The organism is Mesorhizobium sp. M0306 (assembly GCF_040321655.1).
Classification (GTDB): Bacteria; Pseudomonadota; Alphaproteobacteria; order Rhizobiales; family Rhizobiaceae; genus Mesorhizobium.
Genome location: NZ_JAMYRY010000021.1, coordinates 21251 through 42887, shown reverse-complemented (window position 1 = coordinate 42887; position 21637 = coordinate 21251). Strand labels below are relative to the sequence as shown.

Here is a 21637-nt window from a genome sequence, read left to right as displayed (position 1 = left end):
GTGGCGGTGACGCCGTCGTCACGCACGCTTCGCGCCGAGCTATTGCGGCTCTGCGCCCGCATCGGCTATTCGCCGCCCGCTGTCCTCTGACGAATCCGCCCCGGCGCAAAAGCTGCCGGATTGGTTCAAGAGGAAAGATCAGACATGACCTACCAGAATTATTCGCTGAAGCAGCTTCAGCAGATCGATGCCGCGCATCACCTTCATCCGTTCACCGACCACAAGGAGATGCGCGAGACCGGCTCGCGCATCATCACCCACGCCAACGGGCCGTTCATCTACGATTCCGAAGGGACGGAAATCCTCGACGGCATGGCCGGGCTGTGGTGCGTCAATGTCGGCTATGGCCGCGACGAGTTGGCCGACGCCGCCTACGCCCAGATGAAGGAATTGCCCTACTACAACTCCTTCTTCAAATGCTCGACGCCGACGCCGGTTCTGCTTGCCAAGAAACTGGCGGAGATCGCGCCGAAGCATATCAACCAGGTGTTCTACGGCTCGTCCGGTTCGGAGGCCAACGACACGGCGCTGCGCTTGGTCCGTCACTATTGGGTGCTGGAAGGCAGGCCCGAGAAGAACCGCATCATCTCACGCAAGATGGGCTACCACGGCTCGACCATCGCCGGCGCCTCGCTCGGCGGCATGGATTTGATGCACAAGCAGCTCGGCGGCGCCGTGCCCAACATCGTCCATGTAATGATGCCCTATGCGTACGAGCTCGCACTGCCCGGCGAAAGCGACCATGATTTCGGCCTGCGCGCGGCAAAGGCCGTCGAGGACGCGATCCTCGAAGCCGGCGCCGATAAGGTGGCCGCCTTCATCGGCGAGCCGGTGATGGGGGCAGGCGGGGTGAAGATCCCGCCGATGAGCTATTGGCCGGAAGTGCAGCGCATTTGCCGCAAATACGATGTCCTGCTGATGCTGGACGAGGTCATCACCGGCTATGGCCGCACCGGCGAGTGGTTCGCCGCACAGGCCTTCGATGTCGAGCCCGACACCATCACCACGGCCAAGGCGCTGACCTCTGGCTATCAGCCGCTGTCGGCGCTGCTGGTCGGCGACCGCATCGCGGCAACGCTGGTCGAAAAGGGCGGCGAATTCTATCACGGCTACACCTATGCCGGGCATCCGGTGGCCTGCGCGGTGGCGCTGAAGAACCTCGAGATCATCGAGCGCGAAGGTCTGGTCGAGCGCGTCAGGAACGATACCGGGCCTTACTTCGCCAGGGCTTTGCAGGAACGTCTCGGCGGCCACGATCTGGTCGGCGAGGTGCGCTCGTTCGGGCTGATGGGAGCGATCGAGATCGTCAAGGACAAGGCAACCAAGGAGCGCTTCCTGCCGGCCGGCAGCGCGGCCGTGCTTGTCCGCGACCATGCAGTTGCCCAGGGCATGATGCTGCGCGCCACCGGCGACACGATGATCCTGTCGCCGCCGCTGATCTGGACGCGCGAGACGATCGACATCGCCTGCGACCGCATCGCCAGGGCGCTCGATCTGGCGGAAGCAGATCTGCGCAAGCGGTGAACGATCGCGGGGCGTCCGGTAATCGGGCGCCCGGAGTTTGAATGCCGCTTTATGGCGAAGAGTTCGCCAGGCGAGGCTGTTGGGGGTAATCGACGACCACGCGTGATCACTGGCCCGCCTTGACACCGATGACGTGCCCCTTCGCGTCAGTGACCAACATCCCTTTCGATTGGTCCAAGATCACAACTATGTTGCCGAAAGGATCGCGGACACGGGCGCACCGCCCGACCGCGATCTCGAATGGCGGTTGCACAGCCTCACTGTCGGCGGCCAAGAGTTCGTGTCCTGTCGACTTCAACAAGTGATCCGAAAGGCGAATGGTGCCTCGGTTTGGATTCGGCTGTGGGTGGAACGTTGCCATTCGTCTCGTCGATGGAAACGAGCAGCAGTAAAGGTCTCGTTAGGGTGGCGGGCGGATCGTCCTAGCGATCTGCTCTGTATCCATGTCTCCCGGTCCGGTTGCTAGTTGACAGACACGTGCTTTAAGATGGCTGCTTGAAGCGCCGATCGGCCCGTTGCCCGAACGGCTGGTCCGGGAGGGACGCTATGGCCCAGCAAGAGCAGTGGCAGCTGGAAGGCAGCGCTGCGGAACTCTACGAGCGCTACCTGGTCCCGGCAATCACATCCCAGTGGGCTGCCGACCTTTTGGATCGTGCTGCGCCTCAATCTGGTGAGCGGATTCTGGACGTAGCTTGCGGCACCGGCGTGGTGGCACGCTCGGCGGCCGAGCGTATGGGAAATGGGCAGGTCGTCGGCCTCGACATCAACACGGGCATGCTTGCCGTTGCTCGCTCGCTCCCGAGAGGTGCTGGACCGCATATCGACTGGCACGAGGGAAGCGCGCTCGAAATGCCGTTCCCTGACTCCACCTTTGATTTGGTTCTTTGCCAGCTCGGACTGCAGTTTTTTCCGGACCGATCGAGTGCGCTACGTGAGATGTTCCGGGTTCTGGTGCCTGACGGCCGACTGGTCTTAAACGTTTTCAGCGCTATCGAGCACACTCCCGCGGCCAAGGCGTTGGCGGATGCCTTGGATCGACACCTCGGTCCGGGCGCTTCGGCAACGAAACGGTCCGAGCATTCACTCGCCGATGCCGACGAGCTTTACCGATTGGTGGCCGGGGCGGGATTTCGTCAGGTGACCATCCACACGACGACACAGAACATCCGGTTCCCCTCGTCAAAGCAATACGTGCGATTACAGCTGGCAGCGACTCCGCAGGCTGGGCTGGTCAGCGGAATGGAGGCCGGACATCGGGACGCAATCATCGCAGCGATCACGGCTGATGTAAGTTCTTCACTGACAATCTATTCAACTGGAGGGGAGCTGATATTCCCCCAAGAGGCTCACGTCTTGCTCGCACGCAAGTAGCGCAGCTCACGCGCCGGTCGTCAACGTAGGTCAGGACCGCCGCCACGAGGCCGACGATCATCTGGAGTCGCGCCAGGGCGATCGTCTCACTGTCCTTGAAGGGTCCGAAACGCAAAAACCGCGCCCCATCGGAACGCGGCTTTGCCAGATACGCATGGCGCTTCGCCAACAATACACTTGCGAAACTTACGGCGAAACTTACGGGCTCCGGTACGCGAGACCTGATCCGGAGCGCCGGGCGGATGTCCGCCTCGCAATCCGTTTTAAACCCACATCGTTACTGCAGGGTTAGCAAGAGCTTAAGCAAACCTAAATTTGCCGACTTTCCGCTTTGGGCAGATAGAAAACCTGCGAAAGTGGAGCTTACGCAGGGTCACCGCGCAGGAAATTGATGATGCCGGAAAAATCCGCACCGGCATTGCCTTGTGCGTTGAACAGCGCATAGAGCTGGGCTGCCTCGGCGCCGAGCGGCGTTACCGCACCGACGCTCTGTGCGGCCTCCTGCGACAGTCTCAGGTCCTTCAGCATCAGTGCCGCTGCAAACCCGGGCTTATAGCCATTGTTGGCGGGCGATGTTGGCACAGGGCCTGGCACCGGGCAGTAGGTGGTCAGCGACCAGCACTGGCCGGACGAGGTCGAGGCGACGTCGAACAGCGCCTGGTGCGACAGACCGAGCTTTTCCGCCAGCACGAAGGCCTCGGCAACGCCGATCATCGAAATGCCCAAAATCATGTTGTTGCAGATCTTCGCCGCCTGTCCGGCGCCGTCGTCGCCGCAATGAACGATGCGGCCGGCCATCGGCTTGAGGATTGGTTCGGCCTTGGCGAAGGCGTCCTTCGAACCGCCGGCCATGAAGGTCAGCGTGCCGGCCGCCGCACCGCCGGTGCCGCCGGAGACTGGCGCGTCGATCGTCAGCAAGCCATGCTTGGCGGCGATGGCATGGGCCTTTCGGGCCGACTCGACGTCGATGGTCGAGGAATCGATGAACAGCGCGCCTTTTTTCGCCTTGGCCGCGATGTCTGCGTAAACCGACAGCACATGCTTGCCGGCCGGCAGCATGGTGATGACCGCATCGGCATCCTTTACCGCCGCAACGGCATTGGCCATGATGACGACGCCGTGCTCCCTGGCGATGACGAGGTTCTCCGGCACCAGGTCGAAGCCGTGCACGGCGTACCCGGCCTTGACCAGGTTGGCGGCCATCGGATTGCCCATATTGCCGAGGCCGATGAAGGCGATGGTGGTCATAATGGCGCTCCGTGGTTTGGGTAAGGCAGTAGGCAGTAGGCAGTAGGCGACCTATTCGGGCGCAAGTTTGCTAATAAGTTGGCGAAGCATTTTTCCGATGCCCTTGGTCTTGGCGGTCATCTTTCTGCCTACTGCCTTACCGTCCGATCAGGGCGCGAGCGATGATGACGCGCATGATTTCGTTGGTGCCTTCGAGGATCTGGTGGACACGCAGGTCGCGCACCAGCTTCTCGATGCCGTAATCATGCAGATAGCCGTAGCCGCCATGCAGTTGCAGGGCGTCGTTGGCAACGTTGAAGCCGGTGTCGGTGACGAAGCGCTTGGCCATAGCCGACCATTTCGAGGCATCCGGTGTTTTGCGGTCGAGCTTCGAAGCGGCGGTGTAGAGGAAAATGCGCGCTGCCTGCAGTTCGGTCTCCATGTCGGCGAGCTTGAACTGCAGCGCCTGGAACTGGTTGATCTTCGACCCGAAAGCCTTGCGCTCGGCGGTGTAGGCGAGCGCCTTGTCGAGTGCCGATTGCGCGCCGCCGAGCGAGCAGGCGGCGATGTTCAAGCGGCCGCCGTCCAGCCCGGCCATGGCGATGCCGAAGCCGGCGCCTTCGACTGAGAGCAGGTTTTCCGCCGGCACCTTGCAATCCTCGAAAACGACCTGGCGCGTCGACTGCATGTGCCAGCCCATCTTGTGCTCGTTGGCGCCGAAGGAAAGGCCGGGCGCATCCTTCGGCACGACGAAGGTGGAAATGCCTTTCGGCCCGTCGGCGCCGGTGCGCGCCATGACGACATAGAGATCGCTGTCGCCTGCGCCGGAGATGAACTGCTTGGCGCCGTTCAGCACATAGTCCCTGCCGCTCTTTGTCGCGCGCGTCTTCAGCGCCGCCGCATCCGAGCCCGAGCTCGGCTCGGTCAGGCAGTAGCTGGCGAGCCATTCCATCGAGGTCAGTTTGGGCAGGAAGCGCCGGCGCTGTTCGTCGTTGCCGAAGCGGTCGATCATCGATGCCACCATGTTGTGGATCGAGATGAAGGCGGAAAACGCCGGATCGGCGCGCGAAAGCGCCTCGAAGATCAGCACGGCGTCGAGCCGGCCGAGTCCCGAGCCGCCGACATCGTCGCGGACATAGATGCCGCCAAGGCCGAGAGGGCCTGTCTCGCGGATCACATCGGCGGGGAAATATTTGTTGCGATCCCAGTCGAGTGCGTTCGGCGCCACACGGTCGGCGGCGAAGGCCTCGGCCATCTCCTGGATGGCGCGCTGGTCCTCGTTGAGTTCGAACTGGCTGGTGCCCGCATCGACAGCGGCGTCCATGGCGTGCTCCCTGATGTTTCCGGCCTTCTGGCCTGTCGTTTTTGGCTTTGCGCTCAGTCCAATCTAGACCAATGATGCCGCCGCGCAACCCGACCGTCTGCTCAGCCGCTGTGCGCGGATGCGCTTTGGAGCAAAGTGTGACGACAAATTTCGACGAACTGCTTGGACGCTTCCATGCCTATCTCCAGACGTTCGACGATGCGCTGGTGCGCGACGCCGTGGCCCGGATCGGCTGGGACATGCCGGCCCGGCCGCTCGAGCCGCATGCACTGCCTTGTCTCGTCCAGCTCGACCGGATCGTCGAACTCGCTCCCGCTGCGGCCAAGCCGCTGGCGCGGCTGGTTGCGGGGCGTCGCGGCGATCTGCGCTGGGGCCAGACCTATGGTGAAGCGGATTTCGGCAGGATTTTCATGGAGAATTACGGCTGGCTGGAGGTGTTCGGCACACGCGGCCATTTCGTCAATGAAGAGGTCGCCGGCGGTCTGCTGATCCTTGGACCCGACATCGTCTACCCCGATCACCACCACGTCGCGGAGGAGATCTACATCCCGCTGACCGGCGGCGCCGAATGGCGCATGGGCGATGGCGGTTTTCACCTTCGATCGGCGGGCGAGGTGATCCACCATGCCTCTGACGTCAGCCACGCCATGCGCACCTGCAGGGAGCCGCTGTTGGCGCTCTATCTCTGGCGCGGTGGGCCACTGGCGGCCAAGTCGACGATCACCGGAACCGTTGCGCAGGGCAGGGGCTGATATGGCCAAGGCGATCATGCTGCAGGGCACGGGTTCGGATGTCGGCAAGACGGTGCTCGTCGCCGGCCTCTGCCGCGCGGCGAAGAAGCGTGGCTTGAAAGTGCGGCCGTTCAAGCCGCAGAACATGTCGAACAACGCGGCCGTCGCCGATATTCCCGGCGTTTCAGGCGGCGGTGAGATCGGCCGCGCCCAATGGCTGCAGGCGATCGCCTGCGGCGTGCCGCCCACCATCCACATGAACCCGGTGCTGCTCAAGCCGCAGACCGATGTCGGCGCTCAAGTCGTCGTGCAGGGCAAGGTGTTCGGCGAGGCGCGGGCGCGCGACTACCAGGCGCTGAAGGGCCGGCTTATGGATGCGGTGCTGGACTCCTGGGCAAAGGTTGGCAAGGGCGCCGATCTGGTCATTGTCGAGGGCGCGGGATCGCCGGCCGAAATCAATCTCAGGAGCCGCGACATTGCCAATATGGGCTTTGCGACGCGCGCCGGCGTGCCGGTGATCCTGGTCGGCGATATCGATCGCGGCGGCGTCATCGCCTCGGTCGCGGGCACCCACCTGATCCTGCCGGACGAGGACCGCCGCATGATCGTCGGCTATCTCATCAACAAGTTCCGCGGCGATATCTCGCTGTTCGACGATGGCATCGAGGCGATCGAAAAATTCACCGGCTGGCGCTGTTTTGGCGTCGTGCCGTGGCTGAAGGCGGCGGCGCGGCTGCCGTCGGAAGACTCCGTCGTGCTCGAACGGCTGTCGTCCGGCGAGAAGCGCGCGCTGAAGATCGCCGTGCCGGTGCTCTCGCGCATCGCCAATTTCGACGACCTCGACCCGCTCAAGGCCGAACCGCAGGTCGAGGTGGTGTTCGTGCCGCCTGGCCAGCGCCTGCCGCAGGATGCAGGTCTGGTGGTCATTCCCGGCTCGAAGTCGACGATCGGCGATCTCCTGAAATTCCGCGAGAACGGCTGGGACCGCGACCTTGCCGCGCACAGGAAACGCGGTGGCCATATCGTCGGCATTTGCGGCGGCTTCCAGATGCTCGGTCATATCGTGCGCGATCCCGACGGCGTCGAGGGCAGCGCTACCGAGACGCAAGGCCTCGGGCTGCTCGACGTCGAAACGGTGATGGAGCCGGAAAAGACGGTGCGCAACGTCAGCGCGCGCTCGGTGCAATTCGATCTGCCGCTCGAGGGCTACGAGATCCATCTCGGCCGCACCACCGGTCCGGATATGCTGCGGCCGTCCGCCGTTATCAACGGCATCGATGACGGCGCTATCTCGGTCGACGGCAAGGTATTAGGCACCTATATGCACGGGCTGTTTTCCGCCGATGCCTTCCGGGCGAAATTCCTCGAAAGCCTCGGCGTCAAGGGCGGCGGCATCGACTACCGCGCCGAGGTCGAACGGGCACTCGACGAGATCGCAGCCGAACTGGAAACCCACCTCGACTGCGACGCGATTTTCCGGCTGGCGCGTTAGCTGGCGGGTCCGTCAGCCTTCGGCCAGTAGGTGCCGAACGACCAGACATTGCCTTCCGGATCGCGGCAGATGAATTCGCGGCTGCCATAGTCGCGGTCGGTGAGTTCTTCCAGAATCTCGGCGCCGGCGGTCTTTGCCCGCGCATATGCCGCGTCTGCGTCAGCGACCGCAACGTAGATCGACTTGCCGCCGCCCGAACCCGGCGCGCCGACCATCTTGCCATAGGCATCGTCGCGCGCCGTGCCGAGCATGATGATCGAGGAGCCGAATGCGAGTTCGGCATGGTGTACCACGTCGCCTTCGCCATAGCGGGCGCGGACGCTGAAGCCGAAGGCCTCGCACAGCCAATCGATCATTTTGCCGGCATTCCTGTAGCGCAACGCCGGATAAAGCCGCGGTGGTTCGGTGGTGTTCGGCATGGCTGATCTCCTTCAGCGGGTTGGTCGATCAACCCAGTCTGCGCGAAGGCCGGTTGCGCGTCTTGAAGAAATGTTACCTCACGGCGACAGTGGTTGGCGTGACGCCTGCGAGGTCGCGGAACTCCCGCACCAGATGCGCCTGGTCGGCATAGCCGCAGTCGGCGGCAATGTCGGCCCAATCGCTGTTGGCCTGTCTCGACAGGCCAAGCGCATGGTTGAAGCGGACAATTCGCGACAGCGTTTTTGGGCCGGTTCCGACCGCGTCCGAAAATTTTCCGGTAAGATGCTTGCGGCTCCAGCCAAGCTTTTCGGCCAGCGTCGAGATGCGGGTCCGCCCACGCGTCGAGACGATCGTCTCATAGGCCCAGACCATTTCGGCTTGAGTGCGGCCTGCGGTTGCCAACCGGTTCGCGACGAAGGCCTCGGCGATGGCAAAGCGTGCACTCCAATCCGGCGCATTGCCGAGCCTTTCGCGCAGCGCGATGCCTTCAACGCCGAGAACGTCATCCAGGCCGACCATGCGTTCGGTCAGTTCGCTCATCGGCCGTCCGAAGAAGCGACGGGCGCCGAGCGGGGTGAAATTGATCTGCACACAGCAGGCGCCGCCGAAGGATTCGATCACCACCGGCCCGGCGTAGAGGCCGGCGGCAAAACTGGCGAAGCGGTCATTGTCGCTTGGGTCCTTGCCAAGCCCGATGGCAAAAGGTTCGGCAAAGCTGATGACCAGCGGCACGGTCAGCGAGGCATATTCGACGGCGCGGAAATGGCCTGGCATGGTTTCGCGAAAGCCGCATATGTCGGTGACGGCGCCCTGAAGCCGATGACTGGGCGCGCGCCGCACCATCTCGAACCGATCGAGCCCTGGGCCGTCGTGGCGGCTGCCGTCTTCGCTGGCGGGCATGTGCTTTCCCTCGTCCAGGAATTCTAACAGACCATCCTGCAGAATCAAAAGCGCCCGGGGTTTGGCCGGGCGCTCCGAGTTGGGGGAGATTCTGAATTGTTTAAGCGCCGCGCATCAGGCAGCCCGCGGCCAGCACGATGTAGGCGATGACGACAATCCACGCGGCATTCAAAGGGATGAACGCAAGGACGCCAAGCGCGGCGAGAACGCCGATGATGGCGATGACAAGGGATATGATGAAAATAAGCTGGGTAGGCGCACTAAGATTCATGTTCGGTCCCTCCTCAACATGATTCGTACAGCGGCATAGTATCAGTCGCGCGGTCACACACCAATGAGCCCACGCAGCCGGCTTGCCGGATTGGCCGGCAGTTTCCGGCGACAGAATATGGCGGGTTCCACCATGCGCACCCCGTTTGCGCCAAGCCGATTCCGCGCTACCTTCCCGACGAATCGGAAGGGGCTGACGGCGATGGGATTGCTGGACCAGATACGCTCGATCTTCGACGGCGATCCCGGCGTGCGCAAAGTCGCGGACGATCCGGTGCTGTCGGCAGAGCTGCTGATGCTGTTCCGCATGATCCTGGCCGATGGGTCGGTCAGCGAAAGCGAAATGACCGCCTTCAGGCGTATCTGCCGGGACGCCTTCGGCATTCCCGAAACCAGCATCGACAGCGTTATCGAATATCTCAACGAGTTCGGCTACGAGACCAACGGCTCGCAGGCCGTCGCCCAGTTTCGCGACCTCGACGTCGAGCGGCGCAAGCTGCTTGCCCGCCACATGGCCGAGATCGCCAAGGCCGATTCGCAACTTGCCGGGAGCGAGATGCAGCTGTTGCGCCGCACGCTCGACCTGCTCGACATCAGTCCGGTCGATGTGGTGAAGCCGCAAGACTGAGGCATCAGCTGGGCGAACGCGATAAAAGTGCACTGTCACCGTAATTCACGGAAGTTCACTCAGGGCAGCAAAACAGCGACACAAAAAAGCAGCGGAGAAAGAGCAAAATCCACTGTCCGCGAGAGCCCAAATTTCGTGCGCGCAAACCGGATTCGATGACAAAATTTGCAGGCCGCGAACGCAAAATTCTACCCGCGCGAAGCACTATCAGAGGCAAAAATCAGCATGCAGAACAGCCAAAAATCGCTGCGCGGGCCCCAGGTGTCCTCTCTATTTGATCGTCAATCGACCGGTTAAATGCAACAATAGAAACAGCGCAAAGGACACAGTAACGGCAGCGAGAACTGCGATGCACGCCTTTCTTTCGGTCGGCTTGGCGTATCGCATCAGTATCAAGAGACCAAAAATGGAAGCCAGCGGAATCAGGTATTGCCTGACTAATTCGGGCTCCCCAATCCAAGCTCCGGGTACATCGTAGCGGAACATGTGCCAGATCAGTGAAGCAGTCAGTGCCGCATGCATCAATGCCAGCAGCCCAAGTACAGCGATGGCAATCCACTTCAGTATCGTCACCATCTTTCGCCCCCACAGGATCGGGCGACAGGTCAACACGCCCACCAAAATCAAAGCCTCTCCACACACCCGCCAACGTCGCCGTCGTCCCCGTAGTGACAGGACCATCCGGCCCCAGACTCACATAAGAATTACGGTGACAGTGCACTTTTCCTTTCCCGGCAGCCGTGTCTTTCCTGTTTCACAGCTTATCCGGTTTGCTCGGCAATCCGGTCTAAAAATGCGTCGCTGCCGACCGGCCAACCGATACTATCGGCCTTTCAGGCAAATCGAACAGTCCCGCCTACGATGACAGCCGGTTCTCCTTTGACATTCGTAACGCTATCGGGTGTCGGACGTACGGTGCATTTTGGCAAGCGCGCCTCAGGCTTTGGCCCGGCCGACATCAGGATCAGCCGCACACGGTTCTGCATCGGGCACTACGCCCAGATGCCGATTTCGGCGACGCAGCAATGCAACTCGAGCCATACGGTCAGTCTACACGGCGATAGCGACCACAGCAAAAAAGTGCATTGTCACCGTAATTCAGACAACGTTTTATCTGCAGCCTTCGACTGCACGCCAACACAGATTGTGTTGGAAAACTTTTCTCCTGAAATATTCGCAACGTCTATCAGGCTGTTTACATTGGAGACTTTCTTTCCAAATACGACATTGTCTCAATCAGTCGCTTTCTAACAAACTCGACGTCAAAAAGAAATTCTCCACCACCAGGCCTATATCTAGCAAGAATCTCTATTGTTTCTTGTATAAAACCGTCGTCACCAAAATTGTCACCTAAGTTAGACTCAATTTTATTGACCAAACTTATACTTGTATCCTCCGTTGACGTGAACTTAACAACCATATTTTTTAATGACATTGTTTTACTCACCATCCAAAGAAGTCGCCAATAGTTCTAACACCTTGCCGTCTGCAGCCGTTTCGCGATCGCCCGGTGCAGGTCGGGGGCGCTAAGCAAGCCCGAATGCCAGGACCAGGAAGCCCATCGCTCCGAACCCGGCGTGGATAACGATCCCGGCCCATGTGCTGCGCCGCCGCTGGACGACATAGGGCAGCAGCAACGTGATCGGCACAAGGGTCAACAGGACTTGCCAGGGGAAGGCAGCGTGGAACAGCAACCACAGGATCCCATTGACCAGCCAGGCTCGCCTGCCGAAAGCAATCTCTTGCCGCGGCAGCGCGAACCCCGCCAGACAAACTCTTCCCCAACGATGTTCAGCACAAAAAACGGAAGCCACGCGCCGAGGATCCAGTAGCGGCCGGGACCGAGCGGCTCGAAAGCCATGAACGAGGGATTGAAATTCGCCCCGTCTTGCAGCATCCGGAGCGCGCCGCCGATGCCGCCGGTCAGCACGCCGACGGCCGCCAGCCCTCCAACAGCCCAGAGCCAGTCGCCGCCATTCATCGGGCGAAGCCATAGCCGCGCGGCCAACGACCCCGGCAGACGCCGTTCCCGATACAACAGCAGGGCAGCTGCGAGAAGCAGAGGGCCAAAAAGGACGATGCTTGCGGCCAGGAACCACATCGCCACAGGCTCTGCCCCCGTGGCGGAGACGAACGCCGGGACGGCTACCCGCGTTGTCAGGAACAGCAGCAGGGCACCCGCGCCGAACAGAGCAGCGGAGCCGCCCAGGGCCAGCGGAGGAACCCGATCAGGCTCCGGCCCGTCGCGCCTTTCATAACCGTTTGCTGTCAATGACCATTCTCCCGCCCGTGCGCCGAGCGAATAAAGTCTGCTCACCCCTGTTCCTGCAGTCTTTTCGCAATTGCCCGATGCAAATCGGGAGCGGCGGCGACCAGCGCCTTGGCCGCTTCGGATTGCGGGTGGTCGAGCACTTCGCTCGTCCTGCCGCGCTCGACGATCTTGCCGTCATGCATGACCATCACTTCGTCGGTGATGGCGCGGGCGACGGTCAGATCATGGGTGATGAACAGATAGGCGATGCCGAGTTTCTGGTTGAGCTCGGCGAACAGGTCGAGAATCTGGGCGCGGATCGAGACGTCGAGCGCCGAGACCGGCTCGTCGGCGACGACCAGCTTCGGCCGGGTGATGATGGCGCGGGCGATCGACAGGCGCTGGCGCTGGCCGCCCGAAAACTCGTGCGGGTATTTGTCCATGTCGCCTGGTGAGAGGCCGACCTCGTGCAGCGCACGCGCCACCATCTCGCGCCGCGCGGCGGGCGCCGGCGTCTTCTCCAGCACATACAGCGGCTCTGCCACCAATCTTTCGACCTTCTGGCGTGGGTCGAAGGAGCCATACGGGTCCTGGAACACGACCTGCATGTCGCGCCGTGCCGGCTTCAGCTCCGCTTCGCTCTTGCCGGTGAGGGTGTCGCCACGGAAGCGGATCGTCCCGGCGGTCGGCCTATCCAGCGCCAGGACCATGCGGGCAAGCGTCGACTTGCCACAGCCGGAACGGCCGACCAGCGCCACCGACTGGCCGGGCGCAATCGAGAACGAGACATCGTCGACGGCGCGGATCGGAGCTGCGCGTTTCAACAGCGCTATGCGCCGTCCCGGATAATCGCGCGTCACGCTGTCTACCTGAAGAAGAGGTTTACCTTGCCCGACCTCATGTGTCTTGGCCCGCGCGGGCACATGCATCGAGGCCTGCGCCAGCTGTCGCGTGTAGGGATGAAGCTGTTCGGACAGCGTGCACGCGGTATCGCCGGCCTCCATCACCTCGCCATGGCGCAGGATGGTGATGCGGTCCGCCATCTCGGTCACCACTGCGAGGTCGTGCGAGATGAGCAGAAGGCCCATGCGGTTTTCCGCTACGAGGTCGCGCAGCAGGTCGAGGATCTGCGCCTGCAGCACCACGTCGAGCGCCGTCGTCGGCTCGTCGGCGATCAGCAGCTTGGGTTTCAGTGCACAGGCAATGGCAATGACAACGCGTTGGCGCTGGCCGCCGGAGAGTTCGTGCGGATAACGCGACAGCGGGAATTGTGCTGCCGGCAGGCCGACCCGGTCGAGCATTTTTCGCGCTCGTTCCTCGGCGTCGGCGCGGCTCGCCCTGGTGTGCCAGCGAATACCCTCGGCGACCTGCTCGCCGATGGTCTTGACCGGGTTGAGCGCCGTCATCGGCTCCTGGAACACCATGCCGATGTCGTCGCCGCGCAGTGCGCACATCTGGTCCTCGCTGGCGGCAAGGATGTCGATGCCGTCGAAGGTGATGCGGCCGCTGGCGTGTGCCGCCCAGGGCAGAAGCTGCATCACCGTAAGCGCCGTCATCGATTTGCCGGAGCCGGATTCGCCAACCAGCCCCATCACTTCGCCGGCCGCGACGGAAAAATCGACGTCTCTGAGGATAGCGGTGTCGCCGATGGTCAGCGACAGCTTGTCGATTTCGAGCAGGCTCATCGCTGCCGCCGCGATTTCGGATCGAGGATGTCGGCGATGCCGTCGCCAAGCAGGTTCAGGCCAAGCACGGTGACGACAATCGCCATGCCAGGAAAGATCGCCATCCACGGCGCCACCACCATGCGGGTCTGGGCGTCGAACAGCATGCGGCCCCAGCTCGGCATCGGCGGCTGGGTGCCCAGCCCGACATAGGAAAGCCCGGCTTCGGCCAGTATGCCCAGCGCGAACTGGATGGTGCCTTGCACCAGCAGCAAGGTGGCGATGTTGGGCAGCACATGTTCGATGCTGATCAGCGTCCTGCTCTTGCCGGCGGCGCGGGCGGCGAGGATGAATTCGCGCGGCCAGATCGCCAAGGCGCCGGCCCGGGCCACGCGCGCGAACACCGGGATGTTGAAGATGCCGATGGCAATGATGGCGTTGAACGCGCCCGGCCCGAAGATGGCGGTGATCATGATTGCCGAAAGCAGCGCCGGAAAGGCAAAGACCAGGTCGTTCAGCCGCATCAGCACGTCGTCGGCGAAGCCGCCGCGCGCCGCGGCAAAGGCGCCGAGCGGCACACCGATGCCCATGCCGATGCCGACCGCCACCAGAGCCACTGCAATCGAATTGCGGGCGCCGACCATGATCATCGACAGGATGTCGCGACCGAAATGGTCCGTGCCGAACCAGTGCGCCAACGATGGCGCCTGGGTCTTGTCGGAAATGACCAGCCTGGTGACGTCGTAAGGCGTCCACAAGAAGGAGAGGATCGCGACCGCAGCCACCAGTGCGGTGACGACGAAGCCGGCGAGGAACGAACGGTTTCGAAACGCCTTGGCCAGCAGCGTCATTGCCTGCCTCTCAGGCGCGGATCGACCACCGCATAGGAGAGATCGACAACGAAATTGACGACGATGACGGCGGCAACCAGCAGCATGACGACGCTCTCGACCACGATCAGGTCACGCTGGTTGATCGCCTGGAACACCAGCCGGCCGAGGCCAGGCAAATAGAAGACGTTCTCGATGATGATGGTGCCGGCAAGCAGGAAAGCGAATTGCAGGCCTAGAATGGTGACCACCGGGATCATGGCGTTGCGCAGCGCATGCCGCCACAAGACAAGGCGGTAGGGCAGGCCCTTGGCGCGGGCGGTTCGGATGTAGTCCTCGTTCAGCACTTCGATCAGCGCCGAGCGAGTGACCCGGGCGAGGATTGCCGCCTGCGGCAGAGCGAGAGCGACCGCCGGCAGAAGCAGCGATTTCAGCGCCGGCCAGACGCCGGCGCCCCAGCCGGGAAAGCCGCCGCCAGGCACCAGCCGCAGCCAGACGGCGAAAAGATAGATCAGCATCAGCGCAAACCAGAAATTTGGCACGGCGACGCCAAGCTGGGCGGCACCCATCGCGATCGTGTCGCCGGTGCGGCCGCGCCGGCTGGCGGAAAACAGTCCGACCGGAATGGCAATGACGGTGGACAGCGCCAGCGCCATCAGTGCCAGCGGCAGAGAGACGACGAGGCGCTCACGGACCAGATCGATGACCGGCACCGAATAGGTGTAGGAACGGCCGAAATCGAGGCTCAGCAAGCCGCCGGCCCAATGCAGATAGCGCAGCACGACGGGAGCGTTGAGACCCATCTGGTTGCGCAGCAATTCGATCTGGTCGGCGCTGGCGTTCAGGCCAAGCATCAGCCGCGCCGGATCGCCGGGAATGATCTCCAGCACGGCAAAGACCACCATCGAGGCCAGAACCAGCGTGACGGCGGCGATGGCGAGGCGCTTGAGGAGGTAGGCGGTCATGGACGTTGAGGAACCGCTGTGTTGCCGGACGCAAAAACCGGGCGAAGCTTGCGTTCCCGCCCACCCCCCTCTGTCCTGCCGGACATCTCCCCCGCAAGGGGGGAGATTGAGCCCTCATCGCCGCTTTCGCTAACCACTAGCGTTGCAAGGACAGTGCCAGCGTGGAAACTGCCAATCTCCCCCCTTGAGGGGGAGATGCCCGGCAGGGCAGAGGGGGGTGGGCGGGAACGCAAGCTTCGCCTCTTTGCCCAGCGACCCCTCACTCCGTCCACTTCACCTTGGTCAGGTCGTTGGCCTGGATCGGGGCGTTTTCCCACAGGCCCTGCAGTTTGGCGTCCCAGACGCCGACCTTCGGCAGCTCGTAGAGGAAGCCGACCACGGCGTCGTCGGCCAGGACCTTCTGCGCCTCACCGAGCAGCGTCATGCGCTTGGCCTCGTCGGAGGTAAGGTTCAGCTCGTCGATGATCTTGTCGAAGGCCGGATTGTCGTAATTGAAGTAATAGTCCTTGCGCGAATAGATATCGATGTCATTGGGCTCGGTGTGGGAAACGATGGTCAGGTCGTAATCCTTCTTGGTGAAGACCTGATCAAGCCATTGCGCCCATTCAACCGGTATGATCTCGAGATCGATGCCGATTTCGCGAAGCTCGGAGGCGATGATCTCGCCACCAAGCCGCGCGTAGGAGGGCGGCGGCAGCTTGAGCGTCGCCTTGAAGCCATTCTCCAGGCCGGCTTCCTTCAGCAATTCCTTGGCCTTCTCCACATTGTGCGGATAGAGGCCGGTGAGGTCGACATAGGCTTTGCTGGCGGGCGACATGTGCGAGCCGATCGGCACGCCGAGGCCGGCCGAGGCGCCGTCGATGATCGCCTTGCGATCGAGCCCAAAAGAAATCGCCTGCCTGACCTGCAGCTTGTCGAAGGGCGGCTTCTTGTTGTTGATCGACAGGATGGTTTCACCCTCGGTCGAGCCGATCACCACCTTGAAGCGTGGGTCGTCCTTGACCTGGGCGACGCTGTCGGGGTCGAAGAACGGAAAGGCCTGGACGTCGCCGGAAAGCAGCGCCGGAACGGCGGCGGCAGCATCTGGAATGATGCGGAACTCGGCCTTGTCGAGAAATACCGGGGCGCCCCAGTAATTGTCCGACTTGACCAGCGTGATCGATGAGCCCTTGGCCCAGTTCTGGAATTTGAACGGGCCGGTGCCGATCGGCTTTTCCTTGTTGGTGTCGGCTGTCTCAGGCGCCACGATAACCGCGTCGCCCCAGCCCATATTGTAGAGGAAGGAGCCCTGCGGGTTCTTCAGCGTGACCGTCACCGTCGTGGGATCGACGACCTCGACCTTGTCGATGGCGGCAAACAGGCCCTTTTGCGCGTTGACGGAATTGTCGGCGCGGGCCCGGTCGAGCGAGAATTTCACGTCGTCGGCGTTGAAGTCGGTGCCGTCATGGAATTTCACGCCGGTATGCAGCTTGAAAGTGTAGACCTTGCCGTCGTCGGAAATGCTCCAGCTTTCGGCGAGATCGGGCAGCACTTCGCCGTTCGGGCCGATGCGGGTCAGGCCCTCGAAGACATTGGGATAGAGCACCTCGTCGATCGCCGCCGCGGCACCCGCGGTCGGGTCTAGATGCGGGGGTTCGAGCGTAATGCCGATGACCAGGTCGGTGCGCGCGGCCATCGCCGAGGTTCCAGCGACCAACGCCAGCGCCGCGGCGGCCAGAATGGTTTTCCACAATTTCATCGTGCAACTCCCCATATCTAAAATACGTGCTCAAACCCGGGCGGATAGAAGCGTGAATTCGCCGCCGAGTAAATTGCGTTTCGTACCGCCCGCCGACGCCGGGAGGAATGTTTTTCCGCCCATGGCCGGATCATCGCGGGCCGGCGCCCCTCAGCAGAACGTCGAGGCCGATCGCCATCACCTTTGCCGAGTCCAGCATGTCGGCAATGCCGACCCATTCGTCGGGCCGGTGGGCGAGGTCGAGAATGCCCGGGCCATAGGCGATGCAGTCATAGATGTGGCCGATGCGGGCGATGTGCTTCTGGTCGTAGGTGCCGGGCGAAATCACGTAATCCGGTTCGCGGTCGAATATCTCCATGATGCCTTGCGCGATCGCCTTAACCACCGGCGCATCGCGCTCGGTCATCAGCGGCAGCACCTCCATCAGATCGCGGATTTCGTAATCGAACTTTTTGCGCTCGCGCTTCAGCCGTTCCAGGATATCGGTCACCTCGCTCTTGACCGTAGCGAGATCCTCTTCGAGCAGGAAGCGGCGGTCGATGGTCAGCCGGCAGGAATCGGGCACGTTGGGCGAGGGCAGGCCGGGCCGGAAATCCTCCGTCTGGCCGCCATGAATCGAGTTGATGTTCATGGTCGAGCGTTTTGCGCCTTCGGGCACGACCGGCATGCGCGTCATCTTGCGGTCGAGCGCCGGAAACAATTCGTCCTCGAAGGCCTGCAGCACGGCGCCCATATGGCGTACCGCATTGTCGCCGAGGAACGGCATCGAGCCGTGCGCGATCTCGCCCTTGCTCTCGATCTCCGCCCACCAGACGCCGCGATGGCCGAGGCAGATGCGGTCCTTGTTGAGCGGCTCGGGAATGATGACGTGGTCGACCTTCGGCCTGGAGAAATAGCCGAGCTTCGCCAGATGCGCGACGCCGCCAAAGCCGCCGGACTCCTCGTCGACCGTGCCCGAAATCTCGATAGCGCCGGGAAAATCGGGAAAGACCTCCATGAAGGCTTCAGCGGCGATGATCGAGGCGGCAAGCCCGCCTTTCATGTCGCAAGCGCCGCGCCCATAGACCTTGCCATCCCTGACGATGCCGGCGAACGGATCGAGGCTCCAGCCGTCGCCGGGCTCGACCACGTCGATATGCGAATTGAAGTGCACGCAAGCACCCGGCGCCCGGCCATCGAAGCGGGCGACGACGTTGACGCGCGGATAACGATCAGTGTCGCCGGGCGTGCCTTCGGCACGAATGAATTCGATCTCAAAACCACGCTTCTTCAACCGCGCGCCGATATATTCGGCACATGGCCGATAGGCTTCGCCCGGCGGATTGATGGTCGGAAAGCGGATCAGATCCGCGGTCAGCGCAACCAGATCATCGGCTCGGTCATCGATTGCCTTGAGGAGCCGTTCGTTCCGTTCGGTCATTCGGTGAATTGAGCAGCGGATGAGGCGATTTTGCAAGCCCAATGGCGAATTGCCGGGCGATTGCGTGTCGTTACGGCAACTATTGCGGGAAATCGTTCAAATTCGCTGCTTTGGATTGGTGAAATCGTCAGGGAGTAGGTGTTAGCTCGCTGGCTTGCCATCAAAACGCTGGAGAACAGCGTGACAGCGGGCAGGCAAGGGGCATCAAAGGGGTTTGATTGCATGAAAAACACTGTTCTCATGGCAGCGGCATTAATGGCGATGCTGCTCGGTTCGTCGTTCGAGAGCCGGGCGGCCAGCCTGGTCGCGAACATCGATATTTCCTCACAGACGATGACGGTAAGATACGGGTTTTCGTATTACCGGTGGAGCGTTTCCACCGCCCGCAAAGGCTACATCACGCCGCGCGGCAGCTATCGTCCACAGCGGACGGCCCGGATGTGGTATTCGCGCAAATACGACATGTCGCCGATGCCCTATTCGGTGTTCTTCCGCGGCGGCTATGCCATCCACGGCACCGGCGCGATCCGGCAATTGGGGCGCCCGGCATCGCATGGCTGTGTGCGCCTCCACCCCAGCAACGCCGCCGCGTTCTATTCGATGGTACGCAAAGCCGGCTTCGGCAATACGCGGATCCTCGTGACGAATTAGGGCCTGCTCCTCGGCCCGCAATAAAAAACCCGCCGGAGCGGCGGGTTCGTCGGCGCGAGATGCACCATACCGAGATTAGTAGCATAGCTGCCGGCACAAAGCAAGAACAAAATAAGGCTTGTGCCCAAAAAGATGGTCCGCTCAGGCGGCTTTGTCGCGCACTGTCGCCGGCCGACGCTTCTTGCGGCCGCTGATCTCCCAGCGTTTGTGGAACCACATCCACTGGCCGGGGTCTTCGCGCACCCAGCGCTCAACCACGTCGTTGAGAAGCTGGGTGGTGGCGCGGACGTCGACACTGCCGCCGGCGGTGCGCGGCAGGGTGAGCTTGTCCTCGATTTCGAGCCGGAAACGGTTGTTCGGCAGGCGCACGCAGCGCGCCGGGTAGACATCGCAATCGTAGTGGCGCGCCAGGGTGCCGAGAACCCGGTTGCTCTCGCAGGGGCGGCCGAAGAATGTCGTCTCGAGCCCGCCGGTGAATTTCTGGTCGACCAGCACGCCAATATTGCCGCCTTTCTCGAGGATGGCCGCAAGTGCGAACGAGGCACCGGTCGAAGACGGCAGCAGCGATCCCATGCTCGAGCGGCGGGTCGAGAGGATGTAGTCGGCGAGGTAAGGGTTGTTGGGCGGGCGAAACAGCGCCGTGATGTTCATGCCGAACGTGGCGGCCGCGACAGGCAGCAACTCGAAATTGCCGAGATGCCCGGTAAAGACGATATGCGGCTTGTCCTCGCCCGCAATGCGCACGAAATGCTCCACGCCCCTGACCTCGATGCGGCCCGGCTTCGTCGCAGCGGGATCGTAGTCGAACAGAGCATCGAGGAAGATATATTCGGCGGCCAGGCGAGCCATGTTGCCCCACATGTCGGAAGCGATCGCCTCGATCTCGGCGTCGCTCTTTTCGGGATAGGCCTTGCGCAGATTGTCGACAGCAACCTGATGGCGCGCTACCCAAGCGCCGATGCGGCGGGCAGCGCTGTCGGCGAAATTGACCGCCCTGTCGGGCGGCAGCAGGCGCAGCGCGGAGATGATGATCATCGCGACGCGCGCGACCAGCCAGTAGTTGAACTGGCGAAGCCGCCTGCCATAGCGGAATCCCACGTCCCTGCGGATCTTCCTGAAGGCGTTGCCGATCATTTCAGCCGACGCGCAGGATGATCTTGCCGAAGACGTCGCGGCCTTCCATGCGCTTCAGCGCCGCATCGATGCCGTCGAAGCCGACCTCGGTGTCGATCACCGGCGCGACCAGGCCCGCCGCCATCTTCTGCATAGCGTCGGCCATGTTTTCCATGCGGCAGCCGAACGAGCCGAGCAGCTTCAGTTGCTGCTGGAACAACTGCATCAAATTGATCTGTGTCGACACGCCGGAGGTCGAGCCACAGGTGACCAGCCGGCCGCCGCGTTTGAGGCACAGCATCGAGGCGGCAAAGGTGTCGGCGCCGACATGCTCGAACACCACGTCGACGCCCTTCTTCTTCGTCAGCTTGCGCACGACGCCTTCGAAGCGGTCGTCGCGGTAATTGATGACGTGGTCGGCGCCGAGCGCCTTGGCCTTGTCAATCTTGTCGTTCGAGCCGACGGTGGTGATGACCGTGCAGCCCATCTTCTTGGCCAGCTGAATCGCGGCGGAGCCGATGCCGGAACCGCCGGCATGGATCAGTATCGTCTCGCCGGGCTGCAGCCGGGCATTGTCGAACAGCATATGCTCGACCGTGCCGAAGGTGACAGGCGCCACCGCCGCGCCGATCTCGGTGACGCCGGGCGGGGCAGCGACCAGAAGACGCGCCGGCAGGTTGATCTTTTCCTGCGCAAAGCCGTCGAGATGGAAGCCGTGCACGCCCGAAACATGCTCGCAAAGATTGTCGCGGCCTTCGCGGCAGGCGCGGCAAAGACCGCAGGTGCGGGCGCCATAGATCGACACCAATTGCCCAGGCACAAGGCTGGAAACGCCGGGGCCGACCGCCTCGACCTCGCCCGAGGCCTCGGCGCCGACGACCAGCGGCAGCTTGCGCTTGGCGAAGGCCATGCCGCGCCAGCCCCAGACGTCGATGTGGTTCAGCGCCACGGCCTTGATGCGCAGCGTCACCTCGCCGAGCGAAGGCGGCGGCGGTGGTGGCAGGTCCACCGTTTCAAGCCGGCGATCCTCGATAAGTTGCAATGCGCGCATGCCAGATCCCAGGTTGCGCAGGACCGAGAACCGTTTCGGAAAGGACCATGCGCACGACAACAGTGCT

21 protein-coding genes are annotated in these 21637 nt (G+C 62.5%); 6 read left to right on the top strand and 15 right to left on the bottom strand.

Annotated elements, in window-relative coordinates:
• The first annotated feature begins 144 nt into the window (after positions 1-144).
• Positions 145-1524 (top strand): aspartate aminotransferase family protein, encoded by a 1380-nt coding sequence (locus NKI95_RS23935; RefSeq protein WP_352719664.1) that lies wholly within the window; start codon positions 145-147, stop codon positions 1522-1524.
• Positions 1525-2070: 546 nt separating this feature from the next.
• Positions 2071-2895: a methyltransferase domain-containing protein gene (locus NKI95_RS23930; RefSeq protein WP_352719662.1), complete on the top strand. Its 825-nt coding sequence runs from the start codon at positions 2071-2073 to the stop codon at positions 2893-2895.
• Positions 2896-3258: 363 nt separating this feature from the next.
• Here the strand turns inward: NKI95_RS23930 and mmsB are convergent, their stop codons facing one another.
• Positions 3259-4143, bottom strand: a complete 885-nt coding sequence (gene mmsB, locus NKI95_RS23925) for a 3-hydroxyisobutyrate dehydrogenase (protein ID WP_352719660.1) — start codon at positions 4141-4143, stop codon at positions 3259-3261.
• Positions 4144-4279: 136 nt separating this feature from the next.
• Positions 4280-5446: an isobutyryl-CoA dehydrogenase gene (locus NKI95_RS23920; protein WP_352719658.1), complete on the bottom strand. Its 1167-nt coding sequence runs from the start codon at positions 5444-5446 to the stop codon at positions 4280-4282.
• Between the two features lie 137 nt (positions 5447-5583).
• Between NKI95_RS23920 and NKI95_RS23915 the strand changes: the two genes are divergently transcribed.
• Both NKI95_RS23915 and NKI95_RS23910 read left to right on the top strand, forming a co-directional pair.
• Positions 5584-6198, top strand: a complete 615-nt coding sequence (locus NKI95_RS23915; RefSeq protein ID WP_352719656.1) for a dimethylsulfonioproprionate lyase family protein — start codon at positions 5584-5586, stop codon at positions 6196-6198.
• 1 nt (position 6199) lies between these two features.
• Positions 6200-7669, top strand: coding sequence for a cobyric acid synthase (locus NKI95_RS23910; RefSeq protein WP_352719654.1), 1470 nt, complete (start codon positions 6200-6202; stop codon positions 7667-7669).
• Here the strand turns inward: NKI95_RS23910 and NKI95_RS23905 are convergent.
• The 3 genes from NKI95_RS23905 to NKI95_RS23895 all read right to left on the bottom strand — a co-directional run bounded on the left by NKI95_RS23905 (position 7666) and on the right by NKI95_RS23895 (position 9260).
• Positions 7666-8088, bottom strand: a complete 423-nt coding sequence (locus NKI95_RS23905) for a VOC family protein (protein ID WP_352719651.1) — start codon at positions 8086-8088, stop codon at positions 7666-7668. The genes NKI95_RS23910 and NKI95_RS23905 overlap by 4 nt on opposite strands.
• A 73-nt stretch (positions 8089-8161) precedes the next feature.
• Positions 8162-8989, bottom strand: a complete 828-nt coding sequence (locus NKI95_RS23900; protein WP_352719649.1) for a helix-turn-helix domain-containing protein — start codon at positions 8987-8989, stop codon at positions 8162-8164.
• 100 nt (positions 8990-9089) lie between these two features.
• The gene (locus tag NKI95_RS23895) at positions 9090-9260 is read right to left on the bottom strand and encodes a hypothetical protein (protein WP_023676480.1); all 171 of its coding nucleotides are present in this window, start codon (positions 9258-9260) and stop codon (positions 9090-9092) included.
• 201 nt (positions 9261-9461) lie between these two features.
• Here NKI95_RS23895 and NKI95_RS23890 point away from each other — a divergent pair, with 201 nt between their 5' ends.
• A complete protein-coding gene (locus NKI95_RS23890) occupies positions 9462-9887 on the top strand; it encodes a TerB family tellurite resistance protein (RefSeq protein ID WP_352719749.1) in 426 nt (141 codons plus the stop codon).
• Positions 9888-10157: 270 nt separating this feature from the next.
• On the opposite strand, the gene NKI95_RS23885 is transcribed toward NKI95_RS23890, so the two are convergent.
• From NKI95_RS23885 to NKI95_RS23850, 8 genes are all read right to left on the bottom strand, one after another.
• A complete protein-coding gene (locus NKI95_RS23885; RefSeq protein ID WP_352719647.1) occupies positions 10158-10463 on the bottom strand; it encodes a hypothetical protein in 306 nt (101 codons plus the stop codon).
• Positions 10464-11413: 950 nt separating this feature from the next.
• A complete protein-coding gene (locus NKI95_RS23880) occupies positions 11414-11587 on the bottom strand; it encodes a CPBP family glutamic-type intramembrane protease (protein ID WP_502909235.1) in 174 nt (57 codons plus the stop codon).
• On the bottom strand, positions 11542-12159 hold the full coding sequence (locus NKI95_RS23875) for a hypothetical protein (RefSeq protein WP_352719643.1): 618 nt from the start codon (positions 12157-12159) through the stop codon (positions 11542-11544). Before NKI95_RS23875 ends, NKI95_RS23880 begins: the two co-directional genes overlap by 46 nt.
• 41 nt (positions 12160-12200) lie before the next feature.
• Complete coding sequence (locus NKI95_RS23870; protein WP_352719641.1) at positions 12201-13823, bottom strand: ABC transporter ATP-binding protein; 1623 nt, start codon at positions 13821-13823, stop codon at positions 12201-12203.
• Entirely contained in the window at positions 13820-14653 is an 834-nt protein-coding gene (locus NKI95_RS23865) for an ABC transporter permease (RefSeq protein ID WP_352719640.1), read from the bottom strand. Before NKI95_RS23865 ends, NKI95_RS23870 begins: the two co-directional genes overlap by 4 nt.
• The gene (locus NKI95_RS23860; RefSeq protein ID WP_352719638.1) at positions 14650-15597 is read right to left on the bottom strand and encodes an ABC transporter permease; all 948 of its coding nucleotides are present in this window, start codon (positions 15595-15597) and stop codon (positions 14650-14652) included. The genes NKI95_RS23865 and NKI95_RS23860 overlap by 4 nt, the downstream gene beginning before the upstream one ends.
• A 259-nt stretch (positions 15598-15856) precedes the next feature.
• Entirely contained in the window at positions 15857-17335 is a 1479-nt protein-coding gene (locus NKI95_RS23855; RefSeq protein ID WP_352719636.1) for an ABC transporter substrate-binding protein, read from the bottom strand.
• 130 nt (positions 17336-17465) lie between these two features.
• Entirely contained in the window at positions 17466-18755 is a 1290-nt protein-coding gene (locus NKI95_RS23850) for an acetylornithine deacetylase/succinyl-diaminopimelate desuccinylase family protein (RefSeq protein WP_352719634.1), read from the bottom strand.
• 222 nt (positions 18756-18977) lie between these two features.
• Between NKI95_RS23850 and NKI95_RS23845 the strand changes: the two genes are divergently transcribed.
• On the top strand, positions 18978-19406 hold the full coding sequence (locus NKI95_RS23845; protein ID WP_352719746.1) for a L,D-transpeptidase: 429 nt from the start codon (positions 18978-18980) through the stop codon (positions 19404-19406).
• Between the two features lie 141 nt (positions 19407-19547).
• Here NKI95_RS23845 and NKI95_RS23840 read toward each other — a convergent pair whose 3' ends face one another.
• Together NKI95_RS23840 and NKI95_RS23835 are read right to left on the bottom strand one after the other, a co-directional pair.
• Complete coding sequence (locus tag NKI95_RS23840) at positions 19548-20540, bottom strand: lipid A biosynthesis lauroyl acyltransferase (protein WP_352719632.1); 993 nt, start codon at positions 20538-20540, stop codon at positions 19548-19550.
• Position 20541: 1 nt separating this feature from the next.
• Entirely contained in the window at positions 20542-21570 is a 1029-nt protein-coding gene (locus tag NKI95_RS23835) for a zinc-binding dehydrogenase (RefSeq protein ID WP_352719631.1), read from the bottom strand.
• Positions 21571-21637 lie beyond the last annotated feature (67 nt).

Excerpts from the sequence above, each read along its gene's own strand:
- NKI95_RS23845 (WP_352719746.1), top strand. The coding sequence starts at position 18,978 with ATGAAAAACACTGTTCTCATGGCAGCGGCATTAATGGCGATGCTGCTC.
- NKI95_RS23840 (WP_352719632.1), bottom strand. The coding sequence starts at position 20,540 with ATGATCGGCAACGCCTTCAGGAAGATCCGCAGGGACGTGGGATTCCGC.
- NKI95_RS23910 (WP_352719654.1), top strand. The coding sequence starts at position 6,200 with ATGGCCAAGGCGATCATGCTGCAGGGCACGGGTTCGGATGTCGGCAAG.
- NKI95_RS23920 (WP_352719658.1), bottom strand. The coding sequence starts at position 5,446 with ATGGACGCCGCTGTCGATGCGGGCACCAGCCAGTTCGAACTCAACGAG.
- NKI95_RS23865 (WP_352719640.1), bottom strand. The coding sequence starts at position 14,653 with ATGACGCTGCTGGCCAAGGCGTTTCGAAACCGTTCGTTCCTCGCCGGC.
- NKI95_RS23870 (WP_352719641.1), bottom strand. The coding sequence starts at position 13,823 with ATGAGCCTGCTCGAAATCGACAAGCTGTCGCTGACCATCGGCGACACC.
- NKI95_RS23850 (WP_352719634.1), bottom strand. The coding sequence starts at position 18,755 with ATGACCGAACGGAACGAACGGCTCCTCAAGGCAATCGATGACCGAGCC.
- NKI95_RS23890 (WP_352719749.1), top strand. The coding sequence starts at position 9,462 with ATGGGATTGCTGGACCAGATACGCTCGATCTTCGACGGCGATCCCGGC.
- NKI95_RS23905 (WP_352719651.1), bottom strand. The coding sequence starts at position 8,088 with ATGCCGAACACCACCGAACCACCGCGGCTTTATCCGGCGTTGCGCTAC.
- NKI95_RS23895 (WP_023676480.1), bottom strand. The coding sequence starts at position 9,260 with ATGAATCTTAGTGCGCCTACCCAGCTTATTTTCATCATATCCCTTGTC.
- NKI95_RS23885 (WP_352719647.1), bottom strand. The coding sequence starts at position 10,463 with ATGGTGACGATACTGAAGTGGATTGCCATCGCTGTACTTGGGCTGCTG.
- NKI95_RS23930 (WP_352719662.1), top strand. The coding sequence starts at position 2,071 with ATGGCCCAGCAAGAGCAGTGGCAGCTGGAAGGCAGCGCTGCGGAACTC.
- NKI95_RS23855 (WP_352719636.1), bottom strand. The coding sequence starts at position 17,335 with ATGAAATTGTGGAAAACCATTCTGGCCGCCGCGGCGCTGGCGTTGGTC.
- NKI95_RS23935 (WP_352719664.1), top strand. The coding sequence starts at position 145 with ATGACCTACCAGAATTATTCGCTGAAGCAGCTTCAGCAGATCGATGCC.
- NKI95_RS23860 (WP_352719638.1), bottom strand. The coding sequence starts at position 15,597 with ATGACCGCCTACCTCCTCAAGCGCCTCGCCATCGCCGCCGTCACGCTG.
- NKI95_RS23835 (WP_352719631.1), bottom strand. The coding sequence starts at position 21,570 with ATGCGCGCATTGCAACTTATCGAGGATCGCCGGCTTGAAACGGTGGAC.
- NKI95_RS23900 (WP_352719649.1), bottom strand. The coding sequence starts at position 8,989 with ATGCCCGCCAGCGAAGACGGCAGCCGCCACGACGGCCCAGGGCTCGAT.
- mmsB (WP_352719660.1), bottom strand. The coding sequence starts at position 4,143 with ATGACCACCATCGCCTTCATCGGCCTCGGCAATATGGGCAATCCGATG.